This window comes from Heyndrickxia ginsengihumi (assembly GCF_011008565.1).
Classification (GTDB): Bacteria; Bacillota; Bacilli; order Bacillales; family Bacillaceae_C; genus Weizmannia; species Weizmannia ginsengihumi.
Genome location: NZ_JAAIWK010000003.1, coordinates 41,179 through 57,744, shown reverse-complemented (window position 1 = coordinate 57,744; position 16,566 = coordinate 41,179). Strand labels below are relative to the sequence as shown.

General features: G+C 36.4%; 16 protein-coding genes and 2 pseudogenes. 7 read left to right on the top strand and 11 right to left on the bottom strand.

Annotated features, from left to right (window positions below):
- Nucleotides 1-5: 5 nt before the first annotated feature.
- From G4D61_RS03190 to G4D61_RS03175, 4 genes are all read right to left on the bottom strand, one after another.
- Entirely contained in the window at nucleotides 6-380 is a 375-nt protein-coding gene (locus G4D61_RS03190) for an ArsR/SmtB family transcription factor (RefSeq protein WP_025729564.1), read from the bottom strand.
- 485 nt (nucleotides 381-865) lie between these two features.
- Nucleotides 866-1,720 (bottom strand): MBL fold metallo-hydrolase, encoded by an 855-nt coding sequence (locus G4D61_RS03185; RefSeq protein ID WP_025729567.1) that lies wholly within the window; start codon nucleotides 1,718-1,720, stop codon nucleotides 866-868.
- 136 nt (nucleotides 1,721-1,856) lie between these two features.
- On the bottom strand, nucleotides 1,857-2,048 hold the full coding sequence (locus G4D61_RS03180) for a YbxH family protein (RefSeq protein WP_025729569.1): 192 nt from the start codon (nucleotides 2,046-2,048) through the stop codon (nucleotides 1,857-1,859).
- Nucleotides 2,049-2,065: 17 nt separating this feature from the next.
- Nucleotides 2,066-2,314: a sigma-G-dependent sporulation-specific acid-soluble spore protein CsgA gene (locus G4D61_RS03175; protein WP_163173198.1), complete on the bottom strand. Its 249-nt coding sequence runs from the start codon at nucleotides 2,312-2,314 to the stop codon at nucleotides 2,066-2,068.
- A gap of 235 nt (nucleotides 2,315-2,549) precedes the next feature.
- Between G4D61_RS03175 and G4D61_RS03170 the strand changes: the two genes are divergently transcribed.
- The 3 genes from G4D61_RS03170 to pcp are packed head-to-tail and all read left to right on the top strand — an operon-like array spanning nucleotide 2,550 to nucleotide 4,859.
- The gene (locus tag G4D61_RS03170) at nucleotides 2,550-3,248 is read left to right on the top strand and encodes a DUF969 domain-containing protein (RefSeq protein ID WP_025729571.1); all 699 of its coding nucleotides are present in this window, start codon (nucleotides 2,550-2,552) and stop codon (nucleotides 3,246-3,248) included.
- Nucleotides 3,245-4,198, top strand: coding sequence for a DUF979 domain-containing protein (locus tag G4D61_RS03165; protein WP_025729573.1), 954 nt, complete (start codon nucleotides 3,245-3,247; stop codon nucleotides 4,196-4,198). The genes G4D61_RS03170 and G4D61_RS03165 overlap by 4 nt, the downstream gene beginning before the upstream one ends.
- A gap of 13 nt (nucleotides 4,199-4,211) precedes the next feature.
- Nucleotides 4,212-4,859 carry a pyroglutamyl-peptidase I gene (pcp, locus tag G4D61_RS03160; RefSeq protein WP_025729575.1) on the top strand — a complete coding sequence of 216 codons (648 nt, stop codon included), beginning with the start codon at nucleotides 4,212-4,214 and terminating at the stop codon, nucleotides 4,857-4,859.
- A gap of 152 nt (nucleotides 4,860-5,011) precedes the next feature.
- Here the strand turns inward: pcp and fosB are convergent.
- A pseudogene (gene fosB / locus G4D61_RS03155) lies at nucleotides 5,012-5,433 on the bottom strand (metallothiol transferase FosB).
- A 151-nt stretch (nucleotides 5,434-5,584) separates the two neighbouring features.
- On the opposite strand from fosB, the gene G4D61_RS03150 reads away from it, so the two are divergent.
- The 3 genes and pseudogenes from G4D61_RS03150 to G4D61_RS18440 all read left to right on the top strand — a co-directional run.
- Complete coding sequence (locus tag G4D61_RS03150; RefSeq protein WP_163173196.1) at nucleotides 5,585-6,205, top strand: DUF2306 domain-containing protein; 621 nt, start codon at nucleotides 5,585-5,587, stop codon at nucleotides 6,203-6,205.
- Nucleotides 6,206-6,342: 137 nt separating this feature from the next.
- Entirely contained in the window at nucleotides 6,343-6,549 is a 207-nt protein-coding gene (locus G4D61_RS03145; protein WP_035352870.1) for an aspartyl-phosphate phosphatase Spo0E family protein, read from the top strand.
- 580 nt (nucleotides 6,550-7,129) lie between these two features.
- Nucleotides 7,130-7,426: pseudogene (locus G4D61_RS18440) on the top strand (DUF3105 domain-containing protein); the annotation flags it as partial.
- A 91-nt stretch (nucleotides 7,427-7,517) separates the two neighbouring features.
- On the opposite strand, the gene G4D61_RS03135 reads toward G4D61_RS18440, so the two are convergent.
- Both G4D61_RS03135 and G4D61_RS03130 read right to left on the bottom strand, forming a co-directional pair.
- The gene (locus tag G4D61_RS03135; protein WP_231473080.1) at nucleotides 7,518-8,387 is read right to left on the bottom strand and encodes a YitT family protein; all 870 of its coding nucleotides are present in this window, start codon (nucleotides 8,385-8,387) and stop codon (nucleotides 7,518-7,520) included.
- On the bottom strand, nucleotides 8,384-9,388 hold the full coding sequence (locus tag G4D61_RS03130; protein ID WP_035352873.1) for an asparaginase: 1,005 nt from the start codon (nucleotides 9,386-9,388) through the stop codon (nucleotides 8,384-8,386). Before G4D61_RS03130 ends, G4D61_RS03135 begins: the two co-directional genes overlap by 4 nt.
- A gap of 174 nt (nucleotides 9,389-9,562) precedes the next feature.
- Here G4D61_RS03130 and G4D61_RS03125 point away from each other — a divergent pair, with 174 nt between their 5' ends.
- A complete protein-coding gene (locus G4D61_RS03125) occupies nucleotides 9,563-9,907 on the top strand; it encodes a helix-turn-helix domain-containing protein (RefSeq protein WP_025729590.1) in 345 nt (114 codons plus the stop codon).
- An 89-nt stretch (nucleotides 9,908-9,996) separates the two neighbouring features.
- Here the strand turns inward: G4D61_RS03125 and G4D61_RS03120 are convergent, their stop codons facing one another.
- From G4D61_RS03120 to G4D61_RS03105, 4 genes are all read right to left on the bottom strand, one after another.
- Nucleotides 9,997-10,638, bottom strand: coding sequence for an endonuclease III domain-containing protein (locus tag G4D61_RS03120; protein WP_035352876.1), 642 nt, complete (start codon nucleotides 10,636-10,638; stop codon nucleotides 9,997-9,999).
- A 330-nt stretch (nucleotides 10,639-10,968) separates the two neighbouring features.
- Nucleotides 10,969-12,579, bottom strand: coding sequence for an MFS transporter (locus G4D61_RS03115; RefSeq protein WP_025729592.1), 1,611 nt, complete (start codon nucleotides 12,577-12,579; stop codon nucleotides 10,969-10,971).
- Nucleotides 12,572-13,144 carry a PadR family transcriptional regulator gene (locus tag G4D61_RS03110; RefSeq protein WP_231473082.1) on the bottom strand — a complete coding sequence of 191 codons (573 nt, stop codon included), beginning with the start codon at nucleotides 13,142-13,144 and terminating at the stop codon, nucleotides 12,572-12,574. Before G4D61_RS03110 ends, G4D61_RS03115 begins: the two co-directional genes overlap by 8 nt.
- 329 nt (nucleotides 13,145-13,473) lie before the next feature.
- A complete protein-coding gene (locus G4D61_RS03105; RefSeq protein ID WP_025729596.1) occupies nucleotides 13,474-16,557 on the bottom strand; it encodes an efflux RND transporter permease subunit in 3,084 nt (1,027 codons plus the stop codon).
- Between the last annotated feature and the right edge of the window lie 9 nt (nucleotides 16,558-16,566).

Below are 16,566 nucleotides of genomic sequence, written 5' to 3'. Positions count from 1 at the left end.
CGTTTTTATTCTTTTACATGGTCCATTGCTTGCATAAAGATCTGCATTACATGCAAATCGGCGGGAGAATAATAAACAACCTTTCCTTCTTTTCTATTTTTCACTAGTTTTGCTTGCTTAAGTACACGTAATTGATGTGAAATGGCTGATTGGGTCATTTCCAGTAAAGAGGCAAGATCACAGACACACATTTCAGATTGATAAAGTGCATATAAAATTCTAATTCTCGTTCGGTCCCCTAAAACTTTAAACAGTTCAGCCATTTCATTCAAAGAATCATCTTCCGTCATACTCTCTCTTACTTTTTGGATAATCTCCTTATGAATGACAGTTTGATCACATACCGTTTCACAAGTATCTGACTGCTGGTTTTTTATCATATAATTCCTCTCCCGTTTAACATTTGAGCAAATATTCATATTTAAGTGCTATATACTATTGCCAATGCTCTTAAATTGTGTAGGTTTTTTCATTCTATTCTTATTTAAAATTAAGTTTTTTTTAAACATATGAACAATTGTTCATATGTTGGTTTTATTATAACTCTTTTTATATTTAATGCCAATGAATTGTTCTTTTCATTTTTCGGTAGTCCTTTTTTGTTAGATAGCTAGCCGTTCTCCGAATAGTATTCCCCCATGAGCATGGATGAAACTATGTCGCGTTTTTAGTGTAAGATCCAAAAGAAGGGCTGGGATAAAAGTATATTAACGAAAGAAAACTCGAATATTGTGCTCCACCCCATCTATGAGAAAATCTAATAGAACATTTCGTGTAAGTAACAATTAGAACTTACACTAGTTTATATAAAGCAGACGTTAAGAACAGGAAATTCTCAAAGAAAAAACCCTTCGAGAAAAGGGTTTTAATGTTGCTTATCGACATATCTCCCATGGTCTGGAACGGCAATATCGTCAAATTGTTGCGCCAGTCTTTCTAACCCGCTTGCGAGCGCGTCACCAGACATTGGGAGGCCGTGACCAGTTATGGCCACTTGCGGTTTTAATGATGCAAGTTTTATAACTGATTGCTTTGCCGTCTTCCAATCCGGGGTGAAATATATCGGAGGACCATTTACTTCCTGCTCTTGGGTGAACACTTTATAAAGAGAATCTTGTTTAACAGTGACAAATGCATCGCCAGCAATAAGCGTTTTATCCTGTTCCCGAAATAAAGAAATATGCCCCGGAGAATGTCCTGGCGTATGCATCCATTGGAAATTGGGCAAATGTGGCACTGAACCATTAGAGGGCAACGGTTCTACATAGTTCCCTAGATTGATCGCTTCGTTCGGAAAGAGTGCTGATATTTTAGCAATCATGCCTCCTTCCACCGTTGGATCCGGCTCTGGATAGTTTCTTTGCCCCGTTAAAAAAGGAAGCTCCAACTCATGGGCATATACCGGGATTTCCCAATGTTGAACTAAATCAACGAGGGCACCAACATGATCAAAGTGACCATGTGTTAAAATAATCGCTTTCGGACGGGCCTCTTCACCAAAACGTTCCTTTAGTGCGGAAAGAATTTGGATTGCAGAACCCGGCATTCCTGCGTCAATTAAAACGAAATTTTCAGATTGTGGAGTTCCAGTAAATACAATATTCACAATTTGGACGGTATAGGAAAAGATGTCCGGCATAACTTGGATCCCAATTCCATTTCCAACTGAAGTTGCCGGTATATAGTGATAATCACCGCCGTAATCAATTTCAAGATCCATTTGTAACCTCCTTAAATCTTCACTCACTCCTTTATTATCTCTTCAGTGACATCGAACTATTTATGCGATTAGATATCTACAACTCAAATAAAAAAGTTGGCATAACCGTGGCTATCCCAACTCTTATAATTTGTACTTATATGTTTTTTTCAAAACAATAATGATTGACTAATTCTTCAATTTGATCATGCTCTGGATACTCACCGTTAAACTTAAAATGGATTTCCTCCACATACTTGCCGTCATGGTATACATGGATTGCGCCATCTTGATTAATCACACTGAATTCAGGTTCAAATCTGTAGCCATTATGTTCAATTGCTCCCATGTTGCACCACCATTCCTTTAAAATAACAGTTCATACACTTCATTTAATTCATATGTGCGCTTATGATCCTGTTCTCTTTTTGCGTAATTAATCTCCCTCTTTAATACACCATTCAAGTATGAAATCTCATTCTCATCTAAATCTTTTACGAATTCTCCTTCCCCACTGTAATGATTAGAGATAATTTTTTTATATATGCTCTGACCTATACGATTTTCAAGATGGTTAGAAAGTGATTCCCGCAAATATCCTAATGTTTTATCCATATTTCGTCCAGCCTTTCCATAAAAAATCCTTTTCATTATAGGTTGCTGAAATACGACAAATCCATGCATAGATTTTTTTTAATAAGTAATTTTCGACTTTTTGTCAGCTATTCTGACAATATAAATCTAAAAATTCAAATTAATCGTTTTTCTATTAATCGTATTTATGCTACAATTCAAATATTATATTAAAATATAATATTTCGAAAATAAAAAAAGAAAAGAGGGGTTAGTATTGGTACTAATAGGAGTTGCTTTAATTATAATTGGATTCGCGTTTAGACTTAACTCTCTTGTTGTCGTAACCGTCTCCGGCTTAGTCACCGGCTTAATTGGCGGATTACCTATAAAAGAAATCATTACACAATTCGGAGAGGCATTTACAACAAATCGCTATATGTCGATCTTAATCATGACACTTCCCGTTATCGGTCTATTAGAACGAAGTGGCTTGCAAAATCAGGCTGGTCATATTATTTCTAAAATTAAAGCTGTAACGGCTGGGCGTATCCTCACAATCTATTTGCTCATTCGGGAAATTGCCGCTGCACTTGGATTAAACAGTATTGGCGGACATCCGCAAACAGTCCGGCCACTCATTGCGCCAATGGCAGAAGGTGCTGCAAAGGCAAAATATGGCGAACTTCCTGAAAAAGAGAAAGAAAATATTCGCGCTCAAGCAGCTGCAACCGATAATATTGGCCTATTTTTTGGTGAAGATATATTTGTCGCTGTAGGTGCAATTTTATTAATGAAAGGCTTTTTCGATCAGAATGGAATTAAAACGGATCCTATTTCTATGGCGCTTTGGGGCATTCCTACAGCCATCTTCGCGTTTATCGTCCACTCTATTAGACTCTATTTATTTGATAAAAAACTAGATCGCAAGTACCTTCAAAATAAGCAGCAGAATGGAAAGGATGTGGGCGAATGATTTTTTCAGTAGAATTTATTTATATCATTATGGGTATTATCGGATTATTATGTTCCCTATATACATTTACCGATAAAGCAAATCCTCGACGTATTCAATCAGGACTATTTTATTTCATCTATGCAATTACGCTATTATTTGGAAAAGTGATCCCTCCATTCTACATTGGAATCATGGTTATTATAATGGTCATTATTGTAGGAATTGGCGGTTTGAAAAAGGGAGAATATGGTGAAGCGACTGAACAGCAACGTGAAACTCGACGTAAACGTTTAGGCAATTGGCTTTTCCTCCCTGCTCTTTTAATTCCAATTTTAACTGTTATTGGCGCAAAACTATTGATTAATGTAAAAATTGGTACCCGCCAACTATTAGATCCGACCAATCCAACACTAGTTGCTTTAGGGATCGCCAGTGTCATTGCTATCATTGCAGCTATGACCTTAACAAAGAGTACTCCGACAACGACTGTTAAAGAGTCTCGCCGTTTATTAGAAGCAATTGGCTGGGCCGTTGTATTGCCACAGCTGTTAGCAACACTCGGTACGATATTCACGAAAGCCGGAGTTGGGACCGTTGTATCGAATATCATCACAAAGATCATTCCGGAAAACTCCTTGTTTTGGGTTGTTGTCGTCTTCTGTATTGGCATGGCGTTTTTTACAATGATTATGGGAAATGCATTTGCTGCTTTTCCAGTCATGGCTGCGGGAATTGCTATACCATTTATGATCCATAAATTCGGGGCAAATCCTAACCAAATCGCTGCAATTTCAATGTTTGCCGGATACTGCGGTACGTTGATGACACCGATGGCAGCAAACTTCAATATTGTTCCTGCTGCATTGCTGGATTTAAAAGATAAAAATCACGTAATCCGTGTTCAAGTTCCTACAGCATTATTTATTCTCGCTTTTAATATTGTTATTATGTACATTTTAGTAAAATAGGAGGGGATCGACGATGAAAAAGAAAGTATTAGTAACTGGATTCGATCCTTTTGGGGATGATCACGTAAATCCAGCACTCGAGGCCGTTAAGCAATTAAATGGAAAAACAATTGAAGATGTTATGATTGTAGCTCAAGAGGTACCCACCGTTTTCCATGAATCGATCAACGTTGTCATAGAAGCGATTAAAAGACAGCAGCCAGATGTAGTCATTTGTGTCGGACAAGCTGGCGGACGGACACAGATAACTCCCGAGCGAGTAGCGATTAATGTTGATGATGCGCGAATTCCGGATAATCAGCAAAAACAGCCAATTGATGAACGTATCGATCCTGATGGACCTGCAGCTTACTGGTCAACATTGCCGATTAAAAGAATTGTTCAGCATATGAGAAAGGCTGGAATTCCGTCTGCTGTTTCGAATACCGCAGGAACATTTGTATGCAATCATCTGTTTTACGGTGTTATGAACTATTTAGAAAAACATGCTTCACATATACGCGGCGGTTTTATCCATATTCCTTATATACCTGAACAAACGGTAAAAAATAATGCTCCAAGTCTAAGTCTTAATCTGATTGTGAAAGGGATTGAGATTGCCGCTGTCACTGCTGCACATGAAAAAGAGGATATTCGTGAAATTGGTGGAGCAATCCATTAATGAAATTAATAAAGATCTGTCATTTCATCCTGCACTTCCTCTTGATGCGATGACAGATCTTACTTTTAGCGAAGCGCAAACAAGTTTCTTATTTTCATACTACATCCCCTCATAATCTATCGTTACATTTCACCCCACATTATCCATTCCCCTTATATAAAAAATTCCATATGCCCTTTTTCCCTTTTATAGTAATCTAAGCTGTCTTGTACTGTACCTGTATGGAATTCGAATTTATGTCCATCAAGGTCAGTAAAATAAATTGATTGTTTATCTTGTTCATTTCGCGGCTGTCCAGGTAAAATATCAATATGTAATTCCTTTAGTTTTTTGCATATTTTAGCAAAATCTTCATCCTCAACAGAAAAAGCAATATGTATATATGAATGATGAATGTCATTCCGAGGAATATTCTTCTCTTCATTCAAAGCGAGCCACAAGCCATTTAAATCGAAATAGGCAGTTGTTCGCCCTTTTATTAATGGCTTCGCGTCAAAAACTTGTTCATAAAAATTGATTGTTCTAAATTTGAAACAGAAAATAATAAATGATTGATTCCCTTTTTAAAAAATATACAATTTATTATTTATTTTCTAAATTTTAACACAAAATTGTTATTTTTATAGTCAAGATTGTTTACCTTATAGGTGTTTTCCTATAAAATAAGGGTATATACACCTATGATAGGGGTATTCAAAGGGGTAATTTTACGAAGAGGTTTATTAATGAAAAGTAAGTTTTTATACATGCTACTGGTTGGTTTTGTTATTTCATATATACTGTACGTATTATATGAATATGTGATTATCGATCCAAGCGCGACATCGTTTTTAAGTCATAAAACACAAATCATCCATACGATTAAGCTCCATATTTGGTTAACATCGTTGTATATTCACATATTGTTCGCTATTATAGCCATGCTATCGGGAGCGATTAACTTTTCGACTACTCCTTTTAACCGGCATCAAAGATTTCATCATATTAATGGTTATATCTACATTATTTCTATATTAATGGTTAACCTTACTTCTGGATATATGGCACCCTCTTCTACAGGCGGGAGAATTACAAGTATCGGTTTTAACACCATTAATGTAATTTGGCCATGTTTAACTATAATCGCTATCATTTCTATTAAAAAAAGAAAAGTATTAAAGCATCGTAATTGGATGATAAGAAGTTACGCCTTTTGTTTTACTAATTTTTTCATCCACTTTCTTACCTACCTTTTTTATAAGCAGGTACATTTTACGTATGATACCAGCTATACAATCGGAGTTTACGGAAGTATCGTTATTAATCTAGCAGCCGCTGAATGGGTGATTCGAAAAATCATAAAATGAACTAAGCCATAAACAATTTCTTTTTAATTTTTCACTTAATTGAAACAACATTGCATGCTTTTATAGTTTATTTTTTCTAAAATAATAGTATGATAGTAATTAATATTTTTTCTTTATAAAGGCAGAGGTGATGGATAATGAATATGTTTACTGTAGCCATTGAGAAAAATAGGACACATATGATAAAGCTAGCATACCAAAATGGTTATACCGCAAAGGAAACCGTACGTGCTAGTCAGCACCTCGATAAACTATTAAATCTTGTTGGACATTCTCCTACCTGGAAACATCTTAACGAAGCTCATGAAAGACATGAAAAAACCGACTCATATCACATAATATAAAAGCGAGGCTGGGGCAAACTCAAAAATGGTTAGCTAAAGACGAACATTGCACAATCAGCTCCGAAAATATCCTTTCGCAGGAGTTACAGATATTTCCGGAGCTAGGTTGGAGCGCAATATTCGGGTTTTCTTTAGTTAATATCCTTTTGTCCTAGCCTCTTTTAATACCCAACTACGACTCTCCATGCCCCCCCACTCATTTTCTTTTCTAAAGAAACTATTTTAAAAACTACTAAAACTTAACATTCATTGGGAGAGGTAATGAGCAAGTTATCCAAATCGAAAAACAGCAAACTATTAAAAAGAAGAAACATCATCTTCTTATATGGGGCGGATTGATTGTCCTGATTTTAATTATGGTCGGAATTATCCTTGTAAATACATATAGGGGAAAACACGATGCAAAATCATCCCTCAATCAGCATATTCATATAGCGGTACAAACTTTTCCATCAGAAGGAAGAGAACATACAACTAAACCAGTGAAATATAAAACATTTCCGCCTACTTTAGGGCCCCACAACCCATATCCAGCACAATATGGATTTTATAATAAAACAATACCTATGAATACTTAGTCCATAGTATGGAACATGGCGACATTGTTATTTATTTCAATCATTCTGTTAGTAAATCGGATATCAATAAGCTGAAAAAATTGAGTAAATTTACTTATAAAGGTTCTGGCGTTGAAGTGGTATATAATGCACAAATCAAAGAGCCAATCGTCGTAATAGCTTGGAAAAAAATGATGAAGTTACAAACATTTGATGAAAAGAAAATTAAACTAAACAATTTATGTATGATTATATTTATAAGAGACCGGAGAAGCTTCCTCCTCAACACCAAACTTAACAGGTATCAATTTCTTTTCTGAGCTGAATAAACGTCTGCTGCTGCACTGTTCCAATTTAAAATAAAAAAGGCTTTTCCAAAATTCAGATTGACTTTTGGAAAAGCCCTTTCGCTTATACCGCTCTTCTAAACCCGTTTCCTAACACTTCACTTGTATCATGGACAGTGATAAACGCTTGATTATCTATTTTATTTACAAATTTTTTTAAGTGGACAAATTCTTGCCTTTCTACAACAATCGTAATGACTTCTTTTTTATCGTCTGTAAAGGCACCTTTCGCCTCATGCACTGTCGCTCCCCTTCCCAGTTCTGTAACGATAAATTGTTTGATTTGATCACATTGATTACTAATAATCACCACTTCTTTTGTCAATCTAAATTGATGGACGAAATAATCAATCGCTACTCCCCTAAAAATGATTCCAAACAAAGCATATAAACCACTTTCAAACCCAAAGGCAATAATTGAGAGAATGACGATAATACCATCAGCCATTAATACAGCCTTTCCGATATCAATCGAAAAATATTTATTTAAAATCATGCCGATCAAGTCCATTCCACCTGTAGATGCATTTTGATTAAAGACGATTACTAGCCCAAGAGCAGCAATTAACAAACCAATAATAAGCTGAATTAACTTGTCATGACTTAAAGGGGTTGCAAGCGGATTTACTTTATCCATAATCCACACCATAAACGAGGAAGCAAAACTAGCATAAATCGTCTTTAAACCGAATTGGAAACCGAGAAAGGCAAAGCCCACACCAAATAAAATAATATTAAGAATAACCATTAAGAGACCGATTGATAGATGTGGTAGAAAATGATGCAACACGATCGTCAGTCCCCCAAGCCCCCCTGCCGCAAAATGATTAGGCGCTAAGAAAAAATGGATATTGATCGATACGAGTAAAACACCAATATTTAAATATAAAAAATTCAATATAGATTTTTTCATATTTAGTTGTCCTTCTTTCATTCTTCTACTCCCCAATCAGTCGATAAATCCCAAGCGATTGGCGTTTCTATTATTTGTTTAATTTCATGGATGTCCGTTGTTTTACCAAGAGCCCACATAAGCTTTGCAACAATTGCTTCAGTATTCATATCACCAGAGACAATGACATTATATTGAGCAACCTTTCTTCCAACCTCATAAAGATATAAATTCTCCCCTTCTTCAAGGCATTGCGTAGAGATTAAAATTGGAATTCCGGCTTCTGAGAACTCTTTAATCTTCGGTAATAGACTTCTTTCTTCAAACGGAACTCCACCATTCCCAAAGCTTTCAATGATGACCCCTTTATAAAGTGTTTTAATATAATCAAAAATCTCTGGTTTCGTACCAGGGTATAATTTTAGTAGAAATACATCCGGACAAAGTCTCGTATCAACTTGAAGCTTTTGCTCACTTATGACTGGCTTCCAATAATAGTGGACTTCATTCCCTGTTATATGAGCTACATATGGGTAATTAATGCTTTCGAATGCATCGTAGCTTTTCGTTCTCATCTTTACAGCTCTTGTACCGATTATGACACGTCCATCGAATACAACAAAAACACCGCCAATATTTTCACATGCAAAACGGAGTGCGTCCGTAATATTCTTTTTACCGTCCGTTTTTTTAAAGCTAATTGGAACTTGTGAGCCTGTAATCACAACTGGCTTCCGCAGCCCCTGAAGCATATAGGACAAGGCAGCTGAAGTATACCCTAATGTATCTGTTCCATGGGTTATCACAAAACCATCATATTGTTCATAATGCTGGGCGATTTTTTCAGCCATTTGCCCCCAGTGTTCCGGTTGAATATTTGTACTGTCTCTATTCATAAGAATTTCACAGGTTACATTAACATCCAATGATGTATGCTCGAAATATTGCAGCAGTTCTTCAGCAGACAATCCCGGAACAAGTCCTTCCTTCCCCTCGACAGACGCGATAGTTCCACCTGTTGCAAGCAATAGAATGTTTTTCATCTTTGTTCTCCTTTAAATTTTTGTATCAATCGTACGCGTATTGCATATTATATAAAACTATTATAAAATTAATTAACTAAAAATCAATGATTTGTTCTCAATTCGCGCACATTTTCTTTTATATGTATTTTCTGCATGATATAATAATGAAAAGCCACTTGGGGGTATGGAAAAGTGTTACATAGATTAGTAGATCTTAGAAAGGAAAAAAAATGGTCTTTGCAAGAAACTGCTGACCGTCTTGGTATTGCAAAGAGCACTTATGCAGGATATGAGTCCGGATATAGAGAGCCTTCATTACAAGCATTATCAGAAATCGCTGATTTATATGGGGTTACTGTTGACTATATTTTAAACAGAGACAATCATAAATATCCCATAATAGAACTAGAAAAGCTTTTAACAACAGAAGACAGTATGTTATCTCTTGATGAAATCCCGCTAACAATAGAGGATTTATGCGACTGCATTGCATTTATCCGGGTAAAACGCGGAGTAAAAGAAGTCTTGCCTAAATAATTATCAAGAGAGGAATGTTTCAAGAAGTTTCCCATTTCTAGAAATATGTTTGTTATTAGGCTCGATAGCCGAGTTCATATGAATTCAACTTATTCTATTCTTTTATCACAAATCACAGTAAGCGGACAGTCCTCGCATATAGGGACTGCCTTACAATGCTCCTTCGCATGTTCAACAATTAATGCGTGAAATTCATTGTATAAAGCTAGTTTATTTGGCAGCTCGTTTTCCACTTTTCTTCTAAATGAATCATATGAAGTAGGCATATCAAACCCGATTCGATACAATATTCTTCTTGCATAAGCATCTACGACAAAAATTGGTTTATCGAAGGCGTAAAGCAGCAGTACATCAGCTGTTTCTCGGCCAATACCATGTATATTCAGTAATTCCTCACGAAGTGATTGCCTGTCTAATTTTTTAATTTTGTCTAGTTCGTAGTGATATGATTGAAACCATTGTAAGAATGACTTTATGCGCTTTGCTTTAATATTGAAAAATCCACTTGGACGTATAAGCTGTGCAAGCTCATCTACCGCTAAACGTTCAATCCGCTCTGGCCGTATGTACGGCTTCAACGCCAGCAGCGCCTTCTCAACATTCCGCCAGCTCGTATTTTGCACTAAAATCGCACCGATCATCATTTCAAACACAGTCTCGGCAGGCCACCAATTTTGCGGCCCGTAATAATGAAATAATCGGTCGTAGATGAATTGATAGGATCTTTCCATATTAAACCTCCCATTACAATGGTGCTAATAGCAATTTATTAGAATGTATTCATCATTTTACTATAAGACCTCATAATAACAACTGATAACCACATTCTCTTTTCTCTCTAATGATGTGACGCGCCGAAAAGATTCAGCTTCCACATTTGGAAAGCAAACCCCAGAAGTTGAAATCAACTATCCCTTTTAATAAACAAAATCTATCCAAGAACAGCAATCCTAAAAAAAGAAAAAAGCCCCTTATAATAGACAATTAAAGTACATATTGTCTTCATAAAGAACTTTTTCAAAATCTGTTTTTACAAAATAAATACGGCTACCTACATTTAATTAATGCTTCATATCTTTTTTGCGAATAAGGAGAATGGAAAAAACCATGCCAATTGCTAATGCGATAGCAGCAATCTGAATTACTTGAGTAGTTCCTTCAATAAAGGAAGTACGAGCAATTTCTTTTATCGTGCTATACAAAGGATTATGTTGAAAGGCTTCCGTTCCGGATCCACTCAACCCTGTGCTGCCTGCAATTGGTCCTGCTTTGCTGACGCCTTCGCTAATTGCTTTCTTTACACTATCTGTAAGGTGATTGTTATTCAAATCGTAAATTTTGTCAGTAATAAGGGTTGTATAACGATTAGATAAAACCGCTCCAAATAAGGCTGTTCCAAAAGCAATTCCCATTTGCCGTGCAACATTATTAACACCTGAAGCCATACCTGCCCGTCTGCGCTCAACCGTTCCAACTGCTAAATTGGAAATAGGCGGATTAATAAGGCCGTTTCCGATCCCTGCAATAATAAAGCCTGGCAATAACACTAACCAGTCTGAGCGGGTATCTGTTGGTGAAATACCCGACATAATCCAAACACCAACTGCCATCAATGCCATTGCGACAACGACAATCCATTTTGGTCCAACTTTGGACATTAGCATTCCCGATAGCGGGGCAAAGAAAAATGATAATGCACTAAATGAAATCATCCGAAGACCTGTTTCAAGTGCATCAAACCCAAGAAAGTTTTGCAAATACAAGGAAATATAGAACAATAATGCATACATACCACAGCTCAAACAAAATCCAGCAATTGCTGCTCCTGTAAAACTAGGAATTTTAAACAAACGTGGATCGATCATCGGATGTTTGATGCGAAGCTCTCCAATAATAAAAACAATTAAGGCAACTGCGCCAATTCCCCATAATGTTAAAATAAATGGAGATGTCCAGCCAAGATCAGCATCATTCACTCTAATCAATCCATAGACCAAACAGAACATAAAAATAGTAAATGTAATAAGCCCAAAGAAATCAATCTTTCTCTCTGCATGTTCATCACGAGATTGTTCAATCGCCCATATTGATAAAAGGATTCCGACAATCCCAATTGGTAAATTCACATAAAAAATAGACTGCCAGTTTAACACATCAACTAGAAAACCGCCAACCAACGGACCTATTGCCGTTGCAAGACCGCTTACACCGCCCCATATGCCGATGGCCATACCTCTTTGCTTACCAGTAAAGGTTGCAGAAATGATTGCTAAAGAAAGCGGCATTAATGCTGATGCACCAATTCCTTGAATACCTCTACAAATATTCAATGTTTCGATATGGGAAAAGCCTGCAATCTTAAACTCACTGGAGAGACCGCATAGAAGAGATCCAATTGTAAATACGGCAAGACCCCATATAAATACTGTTTTTCTTCCAAAAATGTCGCCCAATCTCGAAACGGATACTAGCACAACTGCAAATGTTAGTGTGTAGGCACTAATAACCCATTCTATATTGGAAAAACTAGCGTGTAAATCGGATTGAATTTGCGGCATCGCAACGTTTACAACTGTTACATCTAATAATGCCATAAATAATCCAAAACACACGGCCGCTAGTGCCCAACCTTTATGTTTCGATTTAACTTGTACTTGTTCATTTTCACTCATGGCTACTGCCTCCATTTTCTTTCTTAATCCGTTCAATATTTTGATCAACCCATGTTTCATCCATTTCAATTTTCATTAATCTATGTTTGTTCAAACGCACAAGATTTTTTCGTTCACCTTCAGGAATGTCTGCCTTCAAAATATCATGGACATTCCCTTCAATATGTCTTGTTAAAAACTTTAAATAATCCTTATACTGATACAAAATCGTTAATTGCAGATCTTGTTCAATTTGATCAAAGTTCGACATTTTGATTTGAAAATGCAATTCATATTCTGGCTTGTAGTCAATTGGTTCTTCCATCAATCTATAAAATCGACGTTTTCCTTCTTCTGTAATTCGATAATTCTTTTTCTTTTTCCCTTTTTCTTTTTCGCTATCATCCTCGGCGACTTGTTCAATTAATGCTTCATTTTCAAGCCCGTGAATCAACGGATATAGAACGCCCCAGCTTATTTTTCTAAGCGGCCCGACTGCCTTATTCAGAATGGAATATAACAAATATCCGTGCATCGTTCGGTCAATTAATTCTCCAAGAACGAATAGCTCATATATACGATTCAACCGCATTTCTCCTTTCGTTATGTAAAACGTTATTTCATACATTAAATTATATCTAAAAGATATATTTTGTAAATATATTTTTGCTAATATCAATAAATGATTAACTTTTTATAGTCTTTTAACCAATACCCACGTGCTATTATGCCGCTTTGCCGCTATAAAAAACCCCTCTTGAGATAGATATCTCTAAGAGGGGTTTAAAACCTTTTACTCCTATTTTAATGTTAATCATTATGTTGCATAAGGTAATTTTTCGTACCTTTATCAATCTTTTATCAGAAAAGCAGTTGATTTCCGCTTCAATGTTCGCTTTCTACAGACAGTGTACATCATATCTCCTCTTTAATATGTTTTTTTCTTTTACCAACGATAGAGTAAAATACAGGAACAAAGATTAATGTTAATAAGGTCGAAGTTAACAAGCCGCCGATAACCGTTACTGCCAAACCTTTTGAAATTAATAAACTGGATGTTTCAGGTGTTAATGACAGTGGGATAAGTGCAAAGATCGTCGCAAATGCCGTCATTAATATTGGTCGCACTCTATGCTTCGCAGCCTCAACAATGGCGTCGATCAAAGGCATTTCATTTTTCCGATTCGTTTCAACCCGGTCAAGTAGTACAACGGCATTTGTAACAACAATCCCAATTAACATCAACATACCGATCATTGCACTTATTGACAATGGCTCTCCGCTTACGAACAATCCTCCAAGCGCCCCAACAGGAACAAAGATGAGCGATGAAAGAATAACTAATGGCGTTACAATGCCATTGAAAGTGACGGAGAGAACAAGGAAGACAAGAACTACTGCCGCTCCCATTGCTATTCCTAAGCTGCTAAATCCACTCTTAATATCAGCTAAACCACCGCTAATTTGTTGAACCTCAACACCTTTAGGCAATGACAGTGCCTGCACTTTCTTAATGACCTGTTTAGTTACACCAGCAGTATCATTTCCTTTAATATCGGCTGTTACTTGAGTGACTTGTTCGCCATTATCATGATAGATAGTTGTAGGTGTCTTAACTTCTTTTATATCAGCAACATCCCCAACCGTTTGGACTCCTTTTTGGGTATTTATTTTAATATTTTCAATATCCTCTTTTGACGTCATCTTGCTATTATAGTTTAGAAGTACATCTTCTGTTGTTCCATTCATATCATAAGACCCTACTGAAACAGTTGAAAGATATTCTTTTACTGATTGCATCAGCTGTGTGTATTGAACGCCGTCTTTCTTCCCTTCTTCATTAATCGTAAGACGCCATTTCTTCTGTTCATCACTTTGATTGCTGCTAATGTTTTTCAATTGTTTGTTTTGATTTAGTAAATCTATTATGTCATTTGCTGCATTCGTTTGCTTACTTAAATCGCCACCCGATAGTTCAATTTCTATATTATTACCAGATGACACACCACCTTGCTGGGATGTAGCACTGACATTTACATCTGCATCCTTATACTGTTTACTTACGACATCTTGGATGCCTCTTTGGAAATGATCTAGCAATGCATCAGCATTCTTACTCTTTTTAAGCTGAATATTAACGGATATCGTATTATTACTCTTCTGGCCACCTCTTAATCCATGTGCAACACCGATGGACACTTGACTATAATCAATATCCTGTTGATTTTTTAAATAGTTTTCTATCATCTTTGCTTCATCATCAGCTTGATAAAGATTCACGGATTTTGGCAATGATATTTTCGCTGATAGTGTATTGCCTTCACCTGCCGGTAAAAAGGCAACATCTAATTTTGATATCAATGCAAAAGAACCTATTAATAGAAGCAATGAAACCACAATGACAATGAATCTTTTTCTTAAAACGGCTCTTAACAGTTTTTCATAATATTTGGAGATCCAGCCTTCTTTTTCAACATGACTCACTTTTTTAAAAAACTTACTGCCAAGTACAGGGATAAGCAATAAGGAAACAGCGAGTGAGAAGAAAATGGATAATACAACTGAAATTGCAAATGGACGGAACAGCTGACCAACTACATCACTAACAAAGGCTAATGGCAAGAAAACGACAAGTGTCGCTATTGTCGAGGATGCTACCGCCTTTGATACTTCTAGTGTCGCATAAAGGGCGATCTGTTTCGGTGTATAGGACTGCTTTTCCTGCCGCCAACGAAATATATTTTCAATGACAACAATACTGTCATCGACGATCCTTCCAACGGCGACTGCCATACCTCCTAATGTCATAATATTAAGCGTGTAGTCGAGACCTTTTAATACCCATATCGTTGCTAAAATTGAAATTGGCAAGGAAATCATTGCAATAATTGTTGCTCGAATATTTCTTAAGAAAAGGAGAATGACAGCTACAGCAAAAAGAATCCCCAGTCCAGCTTCCCTCAATAAAGAGGAAACCGAATCTTCAATTTCCTTTCCTTGGTCTGTTACAGTGTACAGCGTACTTTTATGATCTTCGCTAAATTGCTTCATTTGCTTTTTAACTTGTCTAACCACTTGATCTGTATTGGCATCCTGTTTTTTTGTTACAGATATGAGATAACTATCCTTCCCATTAAAACGTGAAATCTCGCTCTGATCGCTCGTCTGACTGATCGTTGCGATGTCAGAAAGTGTTATGTTTTGAGTCTGTTTAGGTTTGTTCATTACTGCCTTTTGCGTGTTATTCTCATTATTTTGAGATGTACCTAAAGGAATCTCGATACGTTTGAGATCATCAATACTTTTTAATGTTCCCTTCAATTCAAGGGGAATCGTTTCATCATGTTTATCTATTTCCCCTAATGAAACTTTATAATCTTGAGATTGAATTGCTTGTTGAATCGTTTGTAGTGTTAGCCCATATTGTTCTGCTTTATTTTTATTAACCGCAATTGAAACTTCTGGTGTCTTTTCACCTTCAACAGTTACGTTCGCAACACCCTCAACCTTTTTTAAGTTAGGGACAAGATCATCCTCTATCGCCTCTTGTAAATGCTTATTTGAAGTGTTCTGTGCGATCGCCCCTTCATAAACAGCCGTATCGGAAAGACTAAAATCTTGAACTTTCGTTTCTGTACCATCTGGTAGATCAGTATTGTCTATAATTGATTGCAACTGTTGCTTTTGCTTGTCCATATCTGTTCCATATGGATATTCAACCTCAATAGTTGCCGTGTTATTACTTGATGTACTTGTTAATGTATCGTAACCGCCAAGCTGTTTAATCCCATCTTCCAGTGGATTAGTTACTTGTTCCTCCATTTCATCTGCCGAATTATTTGTAGCCGTCGACTGAATAAATAACGCAGGAAAAGATACATCTGGGTATGTTTCGATTTTTATTTTTTTGGTTGCATAAATGCCACCAATTAACACAAATATTACAAGCAATGTAATTGCTACAGTATTTTTTAATGAAAAGCCAAGTAGCCTTTGCATCTCATTGCA